The organism is Actinocorallia longicatena (assembly GCF_039534125.1).
GTDB classification, from domain to species: Bacteria; Actinomycetota; Actinomycetes; order Streptosporangiales; family Streptosporangiaceae; genus Actinocorallia; species Actinocorallia longicatena.
The window spans coordinates 23,955-43,566 of record NZ_BAAAUV010000032.1 but is presented as its reverse complement, the minus strand read 5'-3'; the positions used below and the strand labels follow the sequence as shown (position 1 = coordinate 43,566).

Annotated in this window: 15 protein-coding genes; 9 read left to right on the top strand and 6 right to left on the bottom strand. The window is 70.5% G+C overall.

From position 1 onward, the window contains the following. Positions 1 to 4 precede the first annotated feature (4 nt). Positions 5 to 928 (bottom strand): metal ABC transporter substrate-binding protein, encoded by a 924-nt coding sequence (locus tag ABD785_RS35920; protein WP_344837684.1) that lies wholly within the window; start codon positions 926 to 928, stop codon positions 5 to 7. A gap of 38 nt (positions 929 to 966) precedes the next feature. Further along, entirely contained in the window at positions 967 to 1,281 is a 315-nt protein-coding gene (locus tag ABD785_RS35915; RefSeq protein ID WP_344837746.1) for a DUF6703 family protein, read from the bottom strand. 56 nt (positions 1,282 to 1,337) lie between these two features. Between ABD785_RS35915 and ABD785_RS35910 the strand changes: the two genes are divergently transcribed. The 3 genes from ABD785_RS35910 to ABD785_RS35900 all read left to right on the top strand — a co-directional run bounded on the left by ABD785_RS35910 (position 1,338) and on the right by ABD785_RS35900 (position 4,376). After that, positions 1,338 to 1,616 carry an antibiotic biosynthesis monooxygenase family protein gene (locus tag ABD785_RS35910; RefSeq protein ID WP_344837681.1) on the top strand — a complete coding sequence of 93 codons (279 nt, stop codon included), beginning with the start codon at positions 1,338 to 1,340 and terminating at the stop codon, positions 1,614 to 1,616. Positions 1,617 to 1,702: 86 nt separating this feature from the next. Continuing rightward, positions 1,703 to 2,884: a glycoside hydrolase domain-containing protein gene (locus ABD785_RS35905; protein ID WP_344837678.1), complete on the top strand. Its 1,182-nt coding sequence runs from the start codon at positions 1,703 to 1,705 to the stop codon at positions 2,882 to 2,884. 124 nt (positions 2,885 to 3,008) lie between these two features. After that, positions 3,009 to 4,376 carry a glycine--tRNA ligase gene (locus ABD785_RS35900; RefSeq protein ID WP_425547863.1) on the top strand — a complete coding sequence of 456 codons (1,368 nt, stop codon included), beginning with the start codon at positions 3,009 to 3,011 and terminating at the stop codon, positions 4,374 to 4,376. A 67-nt stretch (positions 4,377 to 4,443) separates the two neighbouring features. Here the strand turns inward: ABD785_RS35900 and ABD785_RS35895 are convergent, their stop codons facing one another. Beyond that, positions 4,444 to 5,040: a TetR/AcrR family transcriptional regulator gene (locus tag ABD785_RS35895; protein ID WP_344837674.1), complete on the bottom strand. Its 597-nt coding sequence runs from the start codon at positions 5,038 to 5,040 to the stop codon at positions 4,444 to 4,446. Between the two features lie 62 nt (positions 5,041 to 5,102). Between ABD785_RS35895 and ABD785_RS35890 the strand changes: the two genes are divergently transcribed. After that, positions 5,103 to 5,963 (top strand): alpha/beta fold hydrolase, encoded by an 861-nt coding sequence (locus tag ABD785_RS35890; protein WP_344837672.1) that lies wholly within the window; start codon positions 5,103 to 5,105, stop codon positions 5,961 to 5,963. A gap of 87 nt (positions 5,964 to 6,050) precedes the next feature. On the opposite strand, the gene ABD785_RS35885 is transcribed toward ABD785_RS35890, so the two are convergent. Together ABD785_RS35885 and ABD785_RS35880 are read right to left on the bottom strand one after the other, a co-directional pair. Then, positions 6,051 to 6,731 (bottom strand): hypothetical protein, encoded by a 681-nt coding sequence (locus ABD785_RS35885; protein WP_344837670.1) that lies wholly within the window; start codon positions 6,729 to 6,731, stop codon positions 6,051 to 6,053. Between the two features lie 151 nt (positions 6,732 to 6,882). Then, a complete protein-coding gene (locus tag ABD785_RS35880; RefSeq protein WP_344837668.1) occupies positions 6,883 to 8,124 on the bottom strand; it encodes an MFS transporter in 1,242 nt (413 codons plus the stop codon). An 82-nt stretch (positions 8,125 to 8,206) separates the two neighbouring features. Here ABD785_RS35880 and ABD785_RS35875 point away from each other — a divergent pair, with 82 nt between their 5' ends. From ABD785_RS35875 to narI, 4 genes are read left to right on the top strand one after another with little or no spacing between them, the layout of a single operon-like run. Then, the gene (locus ABD785_RS35875; protein WP_344837665.1) at positions 8,207 to 11,806 is read left to right on the top strand and encodes a nitrate reductase subunit alpha; all 3,600 of its coding nucleotides are present in this window, start codon (positions 8,207 to 8,209) and stop codon (positions 11,804 to 11,806) included. Next, a complete protein-coding gene (narH, locus tag ABD785_RS35870) occupies positions 11,806 to 13,446 on the top strand; it encodes a nitrate reductase subunit beta (RefSeq protein WP_344837662.1) in 1,641 nt (546 codons plus the stop codon). Before ABD785_RS35875 ends, narH begins: the two co-directional genes overlap by 1 nt. Then, a complete protein-coding gene (gene narJ, locus ABD785_RS35865) occupies positions 13,443 to 14,048 on the top strand; it encodes a nitrate reductase molybdenum cofactor assembly chaperone (RefSeq protein ID WP_344837660.1) in 606 nt (201 codons plus the stop codon). Before narH ends, narJ begins: the two co-directional genes overlap by 4 nt. Next, entirely contained in the window at positions 14,045 to 14,770 is a 726-nt protein-coding gene (gene narI, locus ABD785_RS35860) for a respiratory nitrate reductase subunit gamma (RefSeq protein ID WP_344837658.1), read from the top strand. The genes narJ and narI overlap by 4 nt, the downstream gene beginning before the upstream one ends. 52 nt (positions 14,771 to 14,822) lie before the next feature. On the opposite strand, the gene ABD785_RS35855 is transcribed toward narI, so the two are convergent. Continuing rightward, positions 14,823 to 16,715 carry a glycoside hydrolase family 15 protein gene (locus tag ABD785_RS35855; protein WP_344837656.1) on the bottom strand — a complete coding sequence of 631 codons (1,893 nt, stop codon included), beginning with the start codon at positions 16,713 to 16,715 and terminating at the stop codon, positions 14,823 to 14,825. A 218-nt stretch (positions 16,716 to 16,933) separates the two neighbouring features. Here ABD785_RS35855 and ppdK point away from each other — a divergent pair, with 218 nt between their 5' ends. Continuing rightward, positions 16,934 to 19,603, top strand: a complete 2,670-nt coding sequence (gene ppdK, locus ABD785_RS35850) for a pyruvate, phosphate dikinase (protein WP_344837654.1) — start codon at positions 16,934 to 16,936, stop codon at positions 19,601 to 19,603. Positions 19,604 to 19,612 lie beyond the last annotated feature (9 nt).

Below are 19,612 nucleotides of genomic sequence, written 5' to 3'. Positions count from 1 at the left end.
TCGCTCACTTGCAGCCGAGTGCCGTCCCGAGGGCGGACAGGTTCCTGTTCTGGATCGTCAGGTAGTCGTCGGAGCTGCCCGGCCGCACGCCCTCGACCGGGTCGAGGACCGCGGTCTCGACCCCGGCGGAGTCGGCGAGCGTCTGGGCGATCTTGGGACTGACCAGGGTCTCGGTGAAGACCGTGGTCACACCGGTCCGCTTGATCTCGTCGCGGAGCTCGGCGAGCCGCCGGGGGGACGGCTCGGCCTCGGGGTCGATGCCCGCGATCCCGATCTGCTTCAGCCCGTAGCGGTCGGCGAGGTAGCCGAAGGCGGAGTGCGCGGTGACGAACTCCCTGGCCGTGCAGTTCTTCAGGCCACCGGCGAAGGCGCCGTCCAGCGCGGTCAGCTCGGAGGCCAGCTTGGCGGCGTCCGCCTTGTAGCCGGCGGCGTGGCCCGGGTCGGCCTCGGCCAGCCTGTCGCCGAGCGCCGTGGCGATGACCGCCATCCGGGCCGGGTCGAGCCAGACGTGCGGGTCGTAGGCGACGTCGGCGTGGCCCTCCTCCTCTTCCTCTCCCTCCGGTTCGGGGGCGGCCGGAAGGGTCTTGACCAGGGAGGCGGCGTCCAGGGCGCGGTCCCCGGCGTGCTGGGAGACCGCGTCGTCCACCGCGGGCTGGACGCCCTTCACGTAGACGGTGAGCTTCGTGTCGGTGATCTGGGCCACCTGCCGGGGCGACAGCTCCAGGTCATGGGGTTCCGCGCCGGGCTTGGTGAGCGTCGAGACGGAGACGTTCGCCCCGCCGATCCGCTCGGCCAGCCAGGCGACCGGATAGAAGGAGGCGACGACCGGCAGTCTGCCGTCCGCGGAATCGGCCCCGCCCCCGCAGGCCGCGGTGGTGGTGAGGAGGGCGGCGGTGAGGGAGGCGGCGATCAGGGCACGACGGTTCATTCGCCCAGTATCGGGCAAAATGAAAACCGTTGTCAAAATCAGATGAGATCACCCGCGGCGAAGGCGACCAGCAGCGCCAGCGCGGCCACCCGCAGCAGCCGCTCGGTCAGGTCGAGCCGGGGCCAGGACAGGTAGAAGAACCAGCCGAGGAAGAGCGCGAGGACGGTGAGGCAGACCGTGCCCCACGGGCCGCGCACGACCAGGCCGACCAGCATCAGCGCCGCCACCGTCAGGGGCAGCACCCACCGGGGGAGCTGGTGCAGGAAGACGACGGGGGTGGCGCTGTTCCGCTCCACCGCATCACGCAGGCTCATCCGTCCAGAGTGCCAGGCCCGGACCCCGGGACGCGCGATGCGGGGGGCCTGACATGCGGAGCCGCTCCGGCCGGGGAAGGTGAAACACTGCTGGCGTGATCGCGATTACCCGCTACCGCGTCCCCGACGCCGACGACTTCCTCACCAGGATCGGCCCCGTGCTGACCGCCCTGGAGGCCTCCCCGGGCTTCCGCTACGGGCGGCTCGGGCGCAACGCGGACGAGCCCGACCTGTGGGCACTGATCACCGAATGGGACGGCGCCGGCTTCTACCGCCGGGCCCTCGGCGCCTGGGACGTCAGGCTCGCCTTCATCCCCCTCTCGACGCTCGCGATCGACGAAGCCGGTGCCTACGAGGTCGTCAAGCCCGGGTGAAGGATCGATCTGCCGTCGTTTCCCCCTCGGCGTGTCCGGTGATCAAGGCGTCATCGACACGGGGGTAGAGCATGCGCTGCGCGGCGTTGTCCATCGGTCTCCTGGGGCTCGCGGTCCTGGCGCCCGATCTTCAGGCGGCGGCCTCGGCGCGGGTGCACGAACGGCCCACGGTCACCTACGGCGGGCTCGAGCTGCCGGTACCGGCCGGCTGGCGCGTCTACGACCTGGCGGCCGAACCCACCCGCTGTGTGCGGTTCGACGAGCACGCCATCTACGTGGGCGTCCCGCGGGGGGAGCAGGACTGTCCCGCGCGGATCGTCGGCAGGACCGAGGCCGTCCAGCTGACGCCGATCGCGAGCGACGGCGGGCGGCGGCGGGCGGCGGCCCGGCGGCGGCTGTCGTCGCTGCGGATCGAGGACGGCCCCTCGGGGGAGGCGCGGATCGACCTCCCCGAGGCCGGGGTCAGGATCACCGGGGTCTACGGCGAGCGCAGGGACCTGCTCGAGAGCACCCTGCGGGCGGCGTCCGCGGGGCCCGGCAGGACCGAGGCGGCGCCGCCCGAGGAGCCCGGGACCGTCGGGCGCAGGGCCTGGGCCACAGGGCCCGGCTTCGACACCTGCGCCGCGCCGCTGCTGTCGACCATGCGCGCCTTCCGCCAGGCCTACGCGGTCGCCAACATCTACATCGGGGGCGCCGCCCGCGGCTGCTCCCAGTACAACCTGTCCGCCTCGTGGATCCGCTCCGTCCGCCAGTACGGCTACCGGCTGATCCCCACCTACGTCGGGCTCCAGGCGCCCTGCACCGGCTACCGGACCAGGTTCAAGGCCAAGGAGGCGGCCGAGCAGGGCCGCGCCGCCGCGGGCGACGCCGTCGCCAGGGCCCGGTACTTCGGCATCCCCAGGAAGAAGCCGATCTACTTCGACATGGAGAACTACGACAGCGACGACACCGCCTGCCGGACGGCCGTCATGACCTTCCTGCACGCCTGGACCCGGCGGCTGCACGAACTCAGGTACAAGTCGGGCGTCTACAGCAGCGCGGGATCGGGCATCCGCGACCTCGGCCGGGCCACCGGCATCAAGAAGCCGAACGCCGTCTGGTTCGCCCACTGGGACGGCAAGGCCCGCACCACCGGCAGCCCCTACCTGCCCGACACCTGGTGGGCCACGCACCGGCGCATCAAGCAGTACCGTGGCGGACACACCGAGAAACACGGCGGAGTGAAGCTCAACGTCGACAGCAACATGGTCGACGGTCTGGTCTACTGAGAGTCCGCCACCCGCCGCGCTGGGTTATTCGCGTTGGTCGCCTACCCCAGTGCCCTAGACTCAAACCCGTTCAATCACCGGGGTTTCAGCTGGAGACAACATCATGGCCCGCCGTTCAGATGTGATGGAAAAGATCGTCTCGCTCTCGCAGAAGCGGGGCATCGTCTTCCCCTCCAGTGAGATCTACGGGGGCCTGCGCGCGAGCTGGGACTACGGCCCGCTCGGCGTCGAGCTGAAGAACAACGTCAAGCGCCAGTGGTGGAAGTCCATGGTGCAGGGCCGCGACGACGTCGTCGGCCTCGACTCCTGCGTCATCCTCAACCGCGAGGTCTGGGAGGCCAGCGGCCATGTCGAGACCTTCACCGACCCGCTGACCGAGTGCCAGAGCTGCCACAAGCGGTTCCGCGCCGACCACCTCATCGAGGCGTTCGAGGAGAAGAACGGCAAGGAGCCGGAGAACGGCCTCGCCGACCTCAACTGCCCGAACTGCGGCAACAAGGGCACCTTCACCGAGCCCCGCCAGTTCAGCGGCCTGCTCAAGACCTACCTCGGCCCGGTCGAGGACGCCTCCGGCCTGGCCTACCTGCGGCCCGAGACCGCCCAGGGCATCTTCATCAACTACAACAACGTCGAGACCGCCGCCCGCCGCAAGGTCCCGTTCGGCATCGGCCAGATCGGCAAGTCGTTCCGCAACGAGATCACCCCCGGCAACTTCATCTTCCGGACCCGCGAGTTCGAGCAGATGGAGATGGAGTTCTTCGTCAAGCCCGGCACCGACGAGGAGTGGCACCAGTACTGGATCGACTACCGGATGGGCTGGTACCGCGATCTGGGCATCCGTGAGGAGAACCTGCGCTTCTACGAGCACGCCGCCGAGAAGCTCTCGCACTACTCCAAGCGCACCGTCGACATCGAGTACCGCTTCGGCTTCCAGGGCAGCGAGTGGGGCGAGCTCGAGGGCATCGCCAACCGCACCGACTACGACCTGAAGGCCCACTCGGCCGCCTCCGGCAAGGAGCTCAACTTCTTCGACCAGGCGACCGGCGAGCGCTACACCCCGTTCGTCATCGAGCCCGCGGCCGGTGTGGACCGCGCCATGCTCACCTTCCTCATGGACGCCTACACCGAGGACCAGGCCCCCAACGCCAAGGGCGTCATGGAGACCAGGACCTCGCTGCGTCTCGACCCGCGCCTGGCGCCCGTCAAGGTCGCGGTGCTGCCGCTGTCCCGCAACTCCGACCTCAGCCCGAAGGCCCGCGACCTCGCCGCGGCGCTGCGCAAGCACTGGAACGTCGACTTCGACGACGCGGGCGCCATCGGCCGCCGCTACCGCCGCCAGGACGAGATCGGCACCCCGTTCTGCATCACGGTCGACTTCGACACCCTCGAGGACCATGCCGTGACGATCCGCGAGCGCGACACCATGAAGCAGGAGCGCATCGCCCTCGACCAGGTCGAGAAGTTCCTCGCCGTCCAGCTCATCGGCTGCTAGACCGCACGCCTCGAAACGGCCGTCCCGGATCTCCGGGACGGCCGTTCTCATGACCGGGGCGAGGCGCTCAGCCGAGAAAGATCCGGTCGAGCTGGGCGTCCAGGACGGCCAGTGCCTGCTCGGGGGTGAAAGCGCCGAACAGCAGCGGCCAGCGCAGTCCCTCGACGACGCTGACGAGGTGCCGGGCGGCCTGCGGCAGGTCGAGATCCGCCGGGATCTCCTTCGCCTCGGCCACCTTGCCGAGCTCACGCAGGACGAACGCGGTCAGGTTGGCATAGGCGTCCGAGGCCAGCCGGTGGGTCGGGCCGTCGACGCAGCCGCGGGCGATGAGGGCGGCCCACAGCCGGGCGCCGCGCCGCGACTGCTCGTCGAAGGGCAGCAGCAGGGTGAAGAACAGGCGGTAGGTCTCGCGGAGCGAGAGCGGCCCGGCTTCGGCCAGCAGCCGCTGGACGCGCGGGCCGAGCATGGCGTTGCCGTGCTCCAGGGCGAACAGGAGCATCTCGTCCTTGGTCTTGAAGTAGTGCTGGACCGAGCCCATCGAGACGCCCGCCTCGGCGGCGACCGTGCGGAGGGAGGCGGCCTCGACGCCGGCGGTCGTGACCAGCTCGATGACCGCCTCAGCGATGGTCCGCCGGCGTTCGTCGTGATCGACCTGCTTGGGCAACGTGCGCTCCTTTTGGCAATGCGACCGCATTTTTTGATACCATGCAAGTGCATTGTAAACCTGTGGAGGTGCTGGTCGTGGAGAGCGGGATCGCGCGCAACGGAGACGTCGAGATCGCCTACGAGGTGTTCGGGAAGCCCGGCGGGCGGCCGCTGATGCTGATCAGCGGGCTCGACGGGCAGATGGTCGGCTGGGCCGACGGGTTCTGCGAGGCCCTGGTCGCAGCCGGATTCCAGGTCGTCAGGTACGACCACCGGGACGCGGGCCTGTCCACCCACTTCACCGGGCGGAAGAAGGCCTACACCGGCGGCGACATGATCGACGACCTGGTGGCCGTCCAGGACGCCCTGGGCTGGGAGTCGGCGCACCTGTGCGGGCTGTCGATGGGCGGTGGGCTGGCGCAGTTCGCGGCGCTGAAGTACCCCGGGCGGGTGCGGTCGCTGATCCTCATGTCGGCGATCCCGATGGTCGGCACCGACTTCGGGATGTTCCGCTACGTCCGCCTGCCCGGGCCGCTCAAGCTGATCTTCAAGCGGTACGGGGACTCCCCGGCGGAGAAGGTCCGGATGCTCATGGACATCACCCGGCTCACCGGGGCCAGGAGCCTGCCCTTCGACGAGGACTGGCTGCGCGAGATCGCCGAGGAGGCGGTGCGGCGCAGGACGCCCGACCCGGACGCGCGGGCCCGCCAGCTCGCGGCCGGCCGCGGCGAGAAGCTCCCGGCGGGCGGGATCGGCGCCATCGCCCAGCCGACCCTCGTCATCAGCGGGGCGGAGGACCCCCTGATCAGGCCCGCGGGGGGAGCCGCGCTGGCGCGGAAGATCCCCGGGGCGCGGTACGTGCTGGTCGAGCGGATGGGGCACATGTTCGCTCCCGGCGTCTGGCCGGAACTCGTCAGCGAGATCGAGCGGCACGCCTTCTAAGCTGAAGGGGCGGCCCGTCCGCGCCCATGTCGGGTGGGCGCGGACGGGTCCGCTTCACATCCGGCCGGTGTCGGGTCGGCGGGACGGTCAGGCGGTGACCTGGAGGGACTGGTTGAAGACGCCCGAGCCCGCGGTGACCTCGCCCTTGAGCTGGTAGGTGCCGCTGACGGTGGCGGTGCCCGGGCACAGGAAGCTGCTCCCGGAACTGATCTTGTTGACGGTGGCGCCGCTCAGGCCGGCCTGCGCCTCGCCGTTGCCGGGGACGGGGCGGGCGGGGTTGGTGCCGTTGAAGCCGTTGGCGACGATCGTCCCGCCGTAGATGCAGGTGATCCCGCCGAACAGGTTCACGACCGCCTTGACCCTGAAGTTGGCGATGGTGACGGTCGCGTCCCTGCCGCCGGAGACGGGTGCGTAGGTGACGTTCCCGCCGGTCCACGGCGTGTTCTGGGACGTGACGGTGGAGGTGGTCGAGCCCTGGCAGCCGGGGCCGGGCGGCGAGGGGGTCCAGGCGAACGTGGCCGAGGCGATCGAGAGCCCCGTCCCGTTCGAGTTGACCGAGCCGGTCATCGTGGAGCTGTTGCAGCTTCCGCTGCCGATCGAGGTGGACACGGTGGCGGTGCCGAGCAGCAGGGCCTGCACGGCACCGGAGTAGGCGGTCCCGCCGGGGACGCGCTTGACGGTGGTCGTCGCCGCGTGGGCGGGGGCGCCGACCGCGAGGGCGGTGGCGGCCATGGCCACCGCGGCGGCGAGCTGTCTGGTTTGGCGCATCAGCGACTCCTTCGTCCGGTTTTGATGCCGCCCTGAACGTAAAGAGTCGCCGAACCGCCGTCAATGCCCGCAGAATCTTCGGCCCTGGCCGGAATGTGACAACTTCTCATGTAATCCTGGCAGGCCGATCTGACGTGTTGTCGGGGTCCTGTCAGGACCGGGTCCGCTCGGACCTCTTCCCGCCGGCGGGCCTGGGGGCCTCGTGCCGGCCGGCCGGACGGCGCTCCCGGAAGGCCGTCGCGGTGTACAGCAGCGCGGCCAGCGCGGTGGCCGACAGCAGCAGCAGGCCGATGAAGTAGGAGCCGGTCGCGCCGTAGACCGCGCCCATGACCAGCGGCGGGAAGTAGCCGCCGAGACCGCCGGCCGCCCCGACCAGCCCCGTGACGCTCCCCACCCGCTCGGGTTCGACGACCTTGCCGATGAGGGCGAACACCCCGCCCGTGCCGAGGCCGAGAGCGAGCGCCATGAGCGTGAAGGTGAGCCCGGCCGGTAGCTCGGGAGAGGGTTCCATGCCGATGGCGAGGGCGAGCAGCGCCGTCGAGGCGAAGGAGGCCATGAGCACGCTGCGGGCTCCGAACCGGTCGGCCAGCGTGCCGCCGAGCGGCCGTCCGATGACCGCGGCCAGGGAGAAGCCCGCCGTCCGGACCCCGGCCGCGACCTGGTCGTAGCCGTACTCGTTCTTCAGCAGGGTCGGCAGGTAGGTCGAGAACGCCACGAAGCCGCCGAAGGCCACCGCGTAGAGGAAGGCCGTCTTCCAGGTGATGGGCATCCTCCCGACCTCCATCAGCCGGGGCAGCACCTTCTCCTTCGAGGCCTTCCACAGCGGAGAGTTCCGCGAGGCCACGAGCATCAGGACACCGGTCGCGGCCAGCAGTGCCGCGATCACCAGATGGGTCTGGGCCCGCCCGATCGACTCCGCCAGGCGGGGCGTGAAGAACGCCGAGAGCGCGGTGCCGCCCATGCCCGCGCCGAACACTCCGGTGGCGAACCCGCGCCGGGGCTTGTCGTACCAGGCGTTGCAGAACGGCACCCCGACCGCGAAGGCCGTGCCGCCGACGCCCAGCACGAATCCGCCGACGAGCAGGGCGGGATAGGAGTCCGCGAAGCCCACGAAGACCACCGGGACGATCGTCAGGAAACTGACCACGGCGAACATGATCCGGCCGCCGTAGCGGTCGGTGAGCGCACCGACGGGGATCCGCCCGAGGGAGCCGACCAGGACCGGGATGGCCACCAGCATCGCCGCCTGGGACGCCGACAGGTCCAGATCCTTGGAGTAGGTCGCCGACAGCGGCCCGATCAGGTTCCACGCCCAGAAGTTGATCGCGAACGTCCAGGTGGCGAGCGCGAGGTTCCTGCTCTGCCCGGCTTTGAGCTCTGCTGTGGCTTCCATGGACAACTCCCGCTACTCAGTGTGATCAAACTCCTACCCTCCGGGGCATGTTCTCTATCGTTCGCCGTCCGAGGAGGAGACCATGGAGTCCGCCGCCGAGCAGGCACTGCTGCGCACCGGGCGCTTCCTGAAGCGCACCGAGACCTCGCGCGACCTGCACCAGGTCTTCCTGAAGGGGGGCCGCGAGGGCGACGCCTTCTACCGGGACCGGTGGAGCCACGACAAGGTCGTCCGATCGACCCACGGGGTCAACTGCACCGGCTCCTGCTCCTGGAAGGTCTACGTCAAGGACGGTGTGATCACCTGGGAGACCCAGGAGACGGACTATCCGAGCGTCGGGCCGGACCGGCCGGAGTACGAGCCGCGCGGCTGCCCGCGCGGGGCGGCGTTCTCCTGGTACACCTACTCGCCGACCCGGGTCCGCTACCCCTACGCGCGGGGCGTCCTGGTGGAGCGGTACCGGGAGGCGAAGGCGCGGCTCGGCGGAGACCCGGTCGCCGCCTGGGCCGCCGTGACGGGCGATCCGGAGGCGCGCCGCGCCTACCAGAGCGTCAGGGGCAGGGGCGGGCTGGTCAGGATCGGCTGGGACGAGGCCGTGGAGATGATCGCCGCCGCCCACGTTCACACGATCGCCGAGCACGGGCCCGACCGGATCGCGGGCTTCTCGCCGATCCCGGCGATGTCGATGGTGTCGCACGCGGCGGGCGCCCGGTTCGTGTCGCTGCTCGGCGGCGCGATGCTCTCCTTCTACGACTGGTACGCCGACCTGCCCGTGGCCTCCCCGCAGGTGTTCGGCGACCAGACCGACGTCCCGGAGTCCGCCGACTGGTGGGACGCCGCCTACCTGATGCTGTGGGGCTCCAACGTCCCGGTGACGCGCACCCCGGACGCCCACTGGATGGCCGAGGCCCGCTACCGGGGCCAGAAGGTCGTCGTGATGTCGCCGGACTACTCCGACGCCACCAAGTTCGCCGACGAGTGGCTCGCCCCGCGGCCCGGTACGGACGGCGCCCTCGGCATGGCCATGGGCCACGTGATCCTGCGCGAGTTCCTGGTCGACCGGCAGGTCCCGGCCTTCGCCCGCTACGTGCGCCGCTACACCGACCTGCCGTTCCTGGTCACCCTCGACCGCCGGGAGGACGGCACGCTGGTGCCGGGCCGCTTCCTCACCTCCGCCGACCTCGGCGACACGGGGGAGGGGGCGCAGTGGAAGACCGTCCTGCTCGACGCCGACGGCGCCCCGGTCGTCCCCAACGGCTCGGCGGGCTTCCGCTGGAACGACTCCGGCAAGGGCCGCTGGAACCTGGACCTCGGCGAGGTCGAGCCGCGCCTGACCCTGCTCGGCGACGGGACGCCCGCCGAGATCCTGCTGCCCCGCTTCGACGCCCCCGACGGCTCCGGCGACGTCCTGCGCAGGGGAGTGCCCGCCCGGGAGGTCGGCGGCAGGCTCGTCACCACCGTCTTCGACCTGGTCCTCGCCCAGTACGGCGTCGAGCGCGCGGGGCTGCCCGGTGAGTGGCCGTCCTCCTACGACGACGCCGGGACGCCCTGCACCCCCGCGTGGCAGGAGCAGATCACCTCGGTCCCCGCCGCGACCTGCACCAGGATCGCCCGCGAGTTCGCCGAGACCGCCGAGAAGTCCGGCGGCCGCTGCATGATCCTGCTGGGCGCCGGGACCAACCACTGGTTCCACGCCGACGCCACCTACCGCTCGTTCCTGGCGCTGCTGATGTTCACCGGCTGCCAGGGCGTCAACGGCGGCGGCTGGGCGCACTACGTCGGCCAGGAGAAGGTCCGGCCCTACACCGGCTGGGCCCAGCTCGCCAACGGGCTCGACTGGTCGCGGCCCGCCCGGCAGATGCCCGGGACCTCCTACTGGTACCTGCACACCGGGCAGTGGCGCTACGACGGCTACCAGGCCGACGCTCTGGCCTCGCCGCTGGCCAGGGGGCTGTTCACCGGGAGGCACACCGCCGACCTCGTCGCGGAGTCGGCGCGGGCCGGCTGGCAGCCGTTCTTCCCCTTCTTCGACCGCAACCCGCTCGACCTGGCCGACGAGGCGGGCGACGACCCGGCGGGCTACGTCGCCGGCCGGCTGGCCGACGGGACGCTGAGGCACGCCGCCGACGACCCCGACGCCCCGGAGAACTGGCCGCGCGTCCTCACCGTCTGGCGGGCCAATCTGCTCGGCTCGTCCGGCAAGGGCAACGAGTACTTCCTGAAGCACCTGCTCGGCACCGACGCGAGCCTGCGCGCCACCGAGACCCCGCCCGATCGCCGCCCGGCCGAGGTGGAATGGCGGGAGGAGACGCCGTCGGGCAAGCTCGACCTGCTGGTCTCGCTCGACTTCCGGATGACCTCCACCACCCTGTTCTCCGACATCGTGCTGCCCGCCGCGACCTGGTACGAGAAACACGACCTGTCCTCGACCGACATGCACCCGTTCGTCCATGCCTTCACCCCGGCGATCGACCCGCCGTGGGAGGCGCGCACCGACTTCACCGCCTTCCAGGACATCGCGAAGGCCTTCAGCGCCCTCGCCGCGGACCGCCTGGGGGTCCGCAGGGACCTCGTACCGGTGCCGCTCGGCCACGACACCCCGGCCGAGCTCGGGCAGCCGTTCGGTGAGACGGGCGCGACCCGTCCCGGATTCGTGGTCGTCGAACGGGACTACCCGGCCGTCGCCGAGCGGATGGCCGCGCTCGGGCCGCTCGCGGAGAAGGCCGGGCTTCCCGTCAAGGGGCTGGCGTTCAAGCCCGACAAGGAGATCGGCTGGCTGGCCGGGCGCAACGGCGTCACGGCCGGCGGACGCCCGCTGCTCGACACCGACGTCAAGTGGTGCGAGGCGATCCTCGCCCTGTCGGGCACCACCAACGGACGGCTCGCCGCGCAGGGGTTCGCCCAGCTCGGCGAGCGCACCGGCACCTCCTTCGAGCACCTGGCTACGGCGGGGGAGGAGCGCCGGATCACCTTCTCCGACACCCAGGCCAGGCCCGTCCCGGTCGGCGCCTCGCCCGAGTGGTCGGGCAAGGAGGCGCCCGACCGGCGCTACTCGCCGTTCACGATCAACCTCGAGCACGACAAGCCCTGGCACACCCTCACCGGGCGGATGCACTTCTTCCTCGACCACGCCTGGATGGCCGAGCTCGGCGAGCAGCTCCCGGTGTTCCGGCCGCCGCTCGACCTGCACCGGCTGTTCGGCGAGCCCGACGGCGACGGCGCGGCCGCCATCACCGTGCGCTACCTCACCCCGCACTCCAAGTGGTCCATCCACTCCGAGTACCAGGACAACCTGTTCATGCTGACGCTCTCGCGCGGCGGTCCCACGGTCTGGATCAGCACCGAGGACGCCGCCAGGATCGGCGCGGCCGACAACGACTGGGTCGAGATGGTCAACCGCAACGGCGTGGTCTCGGCGCGGGCGGTGGTCTCCCACCGGATGCCCGCCGGGACGGTCTACTACCACCACGCCCAGGAACGCGTCATCGACGCCCCGCTCACCGAGGCCGACGGGAAGCGCAGCGGCATCCACAACTCGCTGACCCGGCTGCTGGTGAAGCCGACCCACCTCATCGGCGGCTACGCCCAGCTCTCCTTCGGCTTCAACTACCTCGGTCCGACCGGCAACCAGCGCGACGAGATCACCCTGATCCGCCGCCGCTCCCAGGAGGTGACGTACTGATGCGCGTGATGTCCCAGCTCGCCATGGTCATGAATCTCGACAAGTGCATCGGCTGCCACACCTGCTCGGTCACCTGCAAGCAGGCCTGGACCAACCGGAGCGGTGTCGAGTACGCGTGGTTCAACAACGTCGAGACCCGTCCGGGACAGGGCTATCCCCGGCGGCACGAGGACCAGGACGTCTGGAAGGGCGGCTGGAAGCTGAACCGGCGCGGCGGCCTGACGCTCCGCGCGGGCGGCCGCTTCCGCAAGCTGGTCACGATCTTCGCCAACCCGCTCATGCCGTCGATCAAGGACTACTACGAGCCCTGGACCTACGACTACGAGACCCTCACCACCGCGCCGCTGTCGGAGAACATCCCCGTCGCCCGGCCCTTCTCGCTCATCACGGGCGAGCCCACGAAGGTCGAGTGGAGCGCCAACTGGGACGACGACCTCGCGGGCGGCCCCGAGCTCGCGGCGCAGGACCCGGTGGTGGAGAGGATCTCCGGCAGGGTGCGGCTCGACTTCGAGAACGCCTTCATGTTCTACCTGCCGCGGATCTGCGAGCACTGCCTCAACCCGGCGTGCGGGGCGTCCTGCCCGTCGGGGGCGATCTACAAGCGCGAGGAGGACGGGATCGTCCTGGTCGACCAGGACAAGTGCCGGGGCTGGCGGATGTGCGTCACCGGCTGCCCGTACAAGAAGATCTACTTCAACCACAAGACCGGCAAGGCCGAGAAGTGCACGCTCTGCTACCCGCGGATCGAGGTCGGGCTGCCGACCGTCTGCTCCGAGACGTGCGTGGGCCGGCTGCGCTACCTCGGGGTGCTGCTGTACGACGCCGACAGGGTCCTGGAGGCGGCGTCCGTCGAGGACGACCAGGCGCTCTACCGGGCCCAGCTCGACCTGCTGCTCGACCCGTCCGACCCGGAGGTCATCGCCGCGGCCCGCCGCGACGGCATCCCCGAGCCGTGGCTGGAGGCCGCCCGCCGCTCGCCCGTTCGGGCCCTCATCAGCGAGCACCGGGTGGCGCTGCCGCTGCATCCGGAGTACCGGACGATGCCGATGGTCTGGTACATCCCGCCGCTGTCCCCGGTGGTCGAGGCGCTGCGCGACAGCGGTCACGACGGCGAGGACGCCGGGAACCTCTTCGGCGCGATCGACGCGCTGCGGATCCCGGTGGAATACCTCGCCGAGCTGTTCACCGCCGGCGACACCACCGTGGTCACCGGCGTGCTGCGCAAGCTGTCGGCGATGCGCTCGCACATGCGCCGCGCCAACCTCGGCGAGGAGCCCGACCCGTCCATCGCGGAGTCGGTCGGCATGGACGCCACCGGGCTCGAGGCCCTGTACCGGCTGCTGGCGATCGCCAAGTACGAGGAGCGGTACGTCATCCCGACCCAGGCCGCGCGGGAGGCCGCGCAGCTCGAGGAGACGGCCTGCTCGGTCGACTACGCGGCCGGGGGAGCGGACGGGCCCTTCGGCGAGGCGTCCGGGCGGCCCATGCCCGCCTCCGTCGAGACCTTCCACGCCCTGAAGGAGCGCCAGAGCACCGGCGCGCTCACCGACCCCGAGGACCGCAGGGGCCGGGTCAACCTCCTCAACTGGGACGGCAAGGGCAGACCCCAGGGACTGTTCCCCGGAAAGGACGCCGAATGAGCCGCGCCGTCTGGCAGGCGGCCTCGTTGCTGCTGGCCTACCCGAGCGACGAGCTGTACGACCGCCGCGCCCTGCTGCGCGAGGCCGTCCCCGGCCGCTTCACCGCCTTCCTCGCCCACCTCGACACCACCGCGCGGGCCGACCTGGAACGGCACTATGTCGAGACCTTCGACCTGCGCCGGCGCTGCTGCCTCTACCTGACGTTCTACCGGGACGGCGACACCCGCAACCGGGGCGCCTCGCTGGCCGCGCTGAAGGCCCGCTACCGTACGGACGGCTACGAGGGCGCGACCGGTGAGCTGCCCGACTTCCTGCCGGTCGTCCTGGAGTTCTCGGCCACGACCGGCTCGCCCGGCCTGCTCGCCGAGCACCGCGCGGGCCTGGAGCTGCTGCGGCTGGCGCTCACCGACCGGGGCTCGCCCTACGCCGGCGTCCTGGAGACCGTCTGCGCGACCCTGCCCGGAGCCTCGCCCCGCGACAGGGCCGAGGCGCTGCGGCTGGCCCGCCAGGGCCCGGCCGCCGAACAGGTGGGCCTCGAACCCTTCGGAACGCCGAACCTCCGCACGACACGGAACCTCCTCCCGACAAGGAGCACCCCGTGAACCTTCTGCTCTGGACGGTCCTGCCGTACGTCGTGCTGGTCATCGTGATCGGCGGGACGATCTGGCGCTACCGCTACGACCGCTTCGGCTGGACGACCCGCTCCTCCCAGCTGTACGAGGCGCGGCTGCTGCGGGTGGCCTCGCCGCTGTTCCACTTCGGGCTGATCTTCGTGATCCTCGGCCATGTGATGGGCCTGCTGATCCCCGAGAGCTGGACCGAGGCGATCGGCGTCTCGGAGACCTTCTACCACTGGGTGTCGCTGGTCTCCGGCGCGCTGGCCGGGATCGCGACGCTCGCCGGGATCGTCCTGCTGATCTACCGGCGCCGCACCAGCGGGCCCGTCTTCTCCGCGACGACGCGCAACGACAAGCTGATGTACGTCTTCCTCGGCGGCGCGATCGCGTTCGGCCTGCTGGCGACCCTGGTCGAGAACGGGATCCTCGGCGGTTACGACTACCGGCAGACCATTTCGCCGTGGTTTCGCGGCATCTTCCTGCTGCGGCCGGACGCCGACCTCATGACCGGCGTCCCGCTGCTGTTCAAGATCCACATTCTGGTGGCGTTCGGGCTGTTCGCCCTGTTCCCCTTCACCCGGCTGGTCCACGCCTTCGCGGCGCCGGTCGGGTACCCGTTCCGCTCCGCCGTGGTCTACCGGAGCCGGGGCGCGGGCCAGGCCACCCGTGACCCGCGTCGTGGCTGGGAGCCGACCCACCGGCCCTGACCCAACACCGGCCCTGACGGCCCGATCGGGGCGGCCGGACCGGTCCAAGTGATCAGCTGAAGGGGAAGAGGCGCTGTCCGCGCTCGATCCCGATCACCTGCATGACGGCGTTGATGAGCGCCAGATGGGTGAACGCCTGGGGGAAGTTGCCCAGGTGGCGTCCGGTGTGCGCGTCGATCTCCTCGGCGTACAGGTGGAGCTGGCTCGCGTAGGACAGCAGCTTGTGGCAGAGGGTCTTGGCGCGCTCCACCTCCCCGATGGTCACCAGGGCGGAGACCAGCCAGAAGGAGCAGATCGTGAACGTGCCCTCCTCGGAGGAGAACCCGTCGTCGGTCTCGGCGGCGCGGTAGCGCAGGACCAGATCGTCCTCTGTGAGCTCCTCGGCGATGGCCAGGACGGTGTCGCGGACCCGCGGGTCGTCCGGCGGCAGGAAGCCCAGCAGCGGGATCAGCAGGACCGAGGCGTCCAGGGCCTTGGTGCCGTAGTGGGCGGTGAAGACGCCGCGCTCGTCGAGGGCGTTGGCGAGGATGTCGTCCTTCATCTCGTCCGCGGCCTTCTGCCACAGCACGGCCCGGTCGGCCTCGTCGGCGCCGCGGAGCCTGGCCAGCCGGGCGCCGCGGTCGGCGGCCAGCCAGCAGAAGATCTTCGAGGAGGTGAAGTGCTGGGGTTCGCCCCTGACCTCCCACATCCCGCAGTCGGGACGCTTCCAGTGGACGAGCGCCTCCTCCACCTGGGTGACGACGATCTTCCACAGCCGGTCGTCGAGCCGGTCCCGCTTCTTGACGAAGAGGTAGACCGAGCCGATGATCGCGCCCCACACGTCGTGCTGCGCCTGGGTGTAGGCGCCGTTGCCGATCCGCACGGGCTTGGCGTTGTTGTAGCCCGACAGATGGTCGAGCGTGGACTCCGGCAGCTCCGAGCGGCCGTCGACGCCGTACATGATCTGAAGATGGCCGTCGGACTGCTCGGCCATGTCCGTGATGAAGTGGAAGAAGTCGTTGGCCTCCCAGTCGTACCCGAGGGTGTAGAAGGCCCACAGCGTCATGGTGCTGTCGCGGATCCAGGTGTAGCGGTAGTCCCAGTTGCGGTCACCGCCGTCCGTCTCCGGCAGCGACGTGGTCGCCGCGGCGGCCACGGCCCCGGTGGGGGAGAAGGTCAGCCCCTTCAGGGTGAGGGCGCTGCGCTGCAGGTAGGACCGCCACGGGTGGTCGGGAAACTCGCCCCGGTCCAGCCAGTGCTGCCAGTGATGGACGGTCCAGCGCAGCTGCTCGGCGGCCTCGGGCATGGTGGTCGGCGCGCCGTGGGAGCTCCACGACAGCGCGACGAACCGCGACTCGCCCTCCTTCAGCAGGGTCCGGCTCGTGGCCAGGGACCCCTCGAAGCCGATGTTCATGTCGCTGTGGACGTCGATCCGCTGGCCGGCGCCCGCGGCGACCGCCGACTGGTAGCCGTCACCGGTGTAGGCCCACTGGGCGGGCGTGCGCCCGTAGTCGAACACCGGCATGCAGTCCATGCGGACCTGGACGCTCCCGTTCACGCACTTCACCGTGCGCAGGAGCACGTGCTGGGCGTCGTAGTCGGTGGGCGCGCGGCGGTGCGACTCCGACCGCTCGTTCTCATGGTGCCAGGGCCCCATGAGCAGGGCGTCGGTGACGACCAGCCACCCTCCCTGCGTCCACCAGGTGGTCTCGAGCACCATCGTGCCCGGGATATAGCGCTGCGCGGCGGGCACCTCCACGCCGGCCGGGCCGATGCGGAAGTAGCCCGCGTCCCGGTCCAGGATCGAGCCGAACACACTGGGAGAGTCGATGCGCGGCACGCACAGCCACTCGACGTTCCCGGACGGCGCGATCAGTGCCGTGGTCTCGCAGTCGGACAGGAAGCCGAAGTCCGCGATCGGAGCGAACGGCTCACTGCCAGGTCCCAGGGCCCCACGACGACGCACGGCCTCACCCCCTTCGTACGTACCATCCCCGGATTTCACGGATGATCAGTCCCCAATCTACTGTGAAAATACTGCAAAGTTTCCGGAACCGGACTATTGGAATAGACCACGTTCGCCCACTTGACCAGCGGAAACATACTTTGGACAAAGGGTGCGTCAGGGCACGGAACAGGCACGAGGTACAGTCCCCGACCAAAGGGTGGAAGGAGCTGGTGGCCGTGCCGAAGTTCGTTTACGACTTCACAGAAGGCAACAAAGATCTTAAAGATCTGCTGGGCGGAAAAGGTGCGAATCTTTCCGAGATGACAAATCTCGGGCTTCCTGTGCCTCCGGGGTTCACCATCACCACGGAGGCGTGCCGGACCTACCTGACCGAGGGCTCCCCGCCCGCCGAGCTCACCGACGAGGTGTCGGCCCATCTGGCCGCCCTCGAGGCCACCATGGGCAAGCGCCTCGGCCAGAGCGACGACCCGCTGCTGGTCAGCGTGCGGTCGGGCGCCAAGTTCTCCATGCCGGGCATGATGGACACGGTCCTGAACATCGGCCTCAACGACCAGTCGGTCGAGGGCCTCGCCAAGCAGGCCGGCAACGACCGCTTCGCGTGGGACTCCTACCGCCGCCTCATCCAGATGTTCGGCAAGACCGTCCTGGGCGTCGACGGCGAGCTGTTCGACGAGGCGCTGGAGGAGCTCAAGCACGGCAAGGGCACCCACGACGACCTCGACCTCGACGCCGCGGACTTCCAGGCCCTGGTCGCCACCTACAAGGCCCTGATCGCCGAGCACGCCGGCCGCGCCTTCCCCTCGGACCCGCGCGAGCAGATGGACCTGGCCATCAAGGCGGTCTTCGACTCGTGGAACGCCGACCGCGCGGTCCTCTACCGCCGCCAGGAGCGCATCCCCTCCGACCTCGGCACCGCCGTCAACGTCTGCTCGATGGTCTTCGGCAACCTCGGCATGGACTCCGGCACCGGCGTCTGCTTCACCCGCGACCCCGCCTCCGGCCACCAGGGCGTCTACGGTGACTACCTGCAGAACGCCCAGGGCGAGGACGTCGTCGCCGGCATCCGCAACACGGTCCCGCTGGCCGCGCTCGGCGATCTCAACCGCCCCGTCTACGACGAGCTGCTCGCGATCATGGAGAAGCTCGAGAACCACTACCGCGACCTGTGCGACATCGAGTTCACGGTCGAGCGCGGAAAGCTCTGGATGCTCCAGACCCGGGTCGGCAAGCGCACCGCGGGCGCGGCGTTCCGCATCGCGATCCAGCTCGTCGACCAGGGCCTGATCGACCTCGACGAGGCCGTCCACCGGGTGACCGGCGACCAGCTCGCCCAGCTCATGTTCCCGCGCTTCGACGAGACCGCGACGAAGAACCGGATCGGCAAGGGCATGAACGCCTCGCCCGGCGCGGCCGTCGGCAAGGCGGTCTTCAGCTCGCCCGCCGCCGTCGAGGCCGCCGCGCGCGGGGAGAAGGTGATCCTGGTACGCAGGGAGACCACCCCCGACGACCTCACCGGCATGATCGCCGCCCAGGGCATCCTGACCTCGCGCGGCGGCAAGACCTCGCACGCCGCCGTCGTCGCCCGCGGCATGGGCAAGACCTGTGTCTGCGGTGCCGAGGAGCTCGACGTCGACGTGAAGGCCAAGCGGATCACGGCCGGCGACGTCGTGGTGAACGAGGGCGACGTCATCTCGATCGACGGCACCAGCGGCGCCGTCTACCTGGGCGAGGTCCCGGTCAGCGCCTCGCCGGTCGTCCAGTACTTCGAGGGCGAGCTCGACCCGGCCCAGGGCGACGAGCTCGTCGGGGCCGTCCACCGGATCATGGAGCACGCCGACGGGGCGTCCCGGCTCCGGGTCCGCGCCAACGCCGACAACCCCGAGGACAGCGCGCGGGCGCGCCGGTTCGGCGCGGACGGGATCGGGCTGTGCCGGACCGAGCACATGTTCCTCGGCGACCGCCGCCAGCTCATCGAGGACCTGATCCTCGCCGATTCGGCGGCCGACCGCGAGGCGGCCCTCGACGCCCTCGAACCGCTCCAGCGCGAGGACTTCCGCGGCATCCTGGAGGAGATGGACGGGCTGCCGGTCACGATCCGGCTCATCGACCCGCCCCTGCACGAATTCCTCCCGGATCTGACCGAACTGTCGGTGAAGGTGGCGCTCGCCGGCGACGCGGCGTCGGCGAAGGACAGGCGCCTGCTCGAATGCGTGCACCGGCTGCACGAACAGAACCCTATGCTCGGTCTGCGCGGGGTGCGGCTGGGTTTGGTGATTCCTGGCCTATTCGCGATGCAGGTGCGGGCCATCGCCGAGGCGGCGGCCGACCGGCTCGCCGCGGGCGGAGACCCGCGGCCGGAGATCATGATCCCGCTCGTCGGGTCGATCCAGGAGCTGGAACACGCCCGCGAGGAGGCCGAGTCCGTTCTCGCCTCGGTCGCAGGGACCGCCCGGACCCTCATCGGCACGATGATCGAGCTGCCGCGCGCCGCGCTGACGGCCGGCCAGATCGCCGAGGCCGCCGAGTTCTTCTCCTTCGGCACCAACGACCTCACCCAGACGACCTGGGGCTTCTCCCGCGACGACGTCGAGGCCGCGTTCTTCAGCCGCTACCTCGACCTCGGCATCTTCGGCGTCTCCCCGTTCGAGACCCTCGACCGCGACGGCGTCGGCCGGCTGGTGAGGATCGCCGTCGAGGAGGGCCGCAGGACCCGTCCGGGGATCAAGCTCGGCGTCTGCGGCGAGCACGGCGGCGACCCCGACTCGGTCCACTTCTTCCACGAGGTCGGGCTCGACTACGTGTCCTGCTCGCCCTTCCGGGTACCCGTGGCCCGCCTCGAGGCGGGCCGTGCCGCGGTGGAGACGGCGGGCAGCGACAGCCGCTGACCCCCGAAC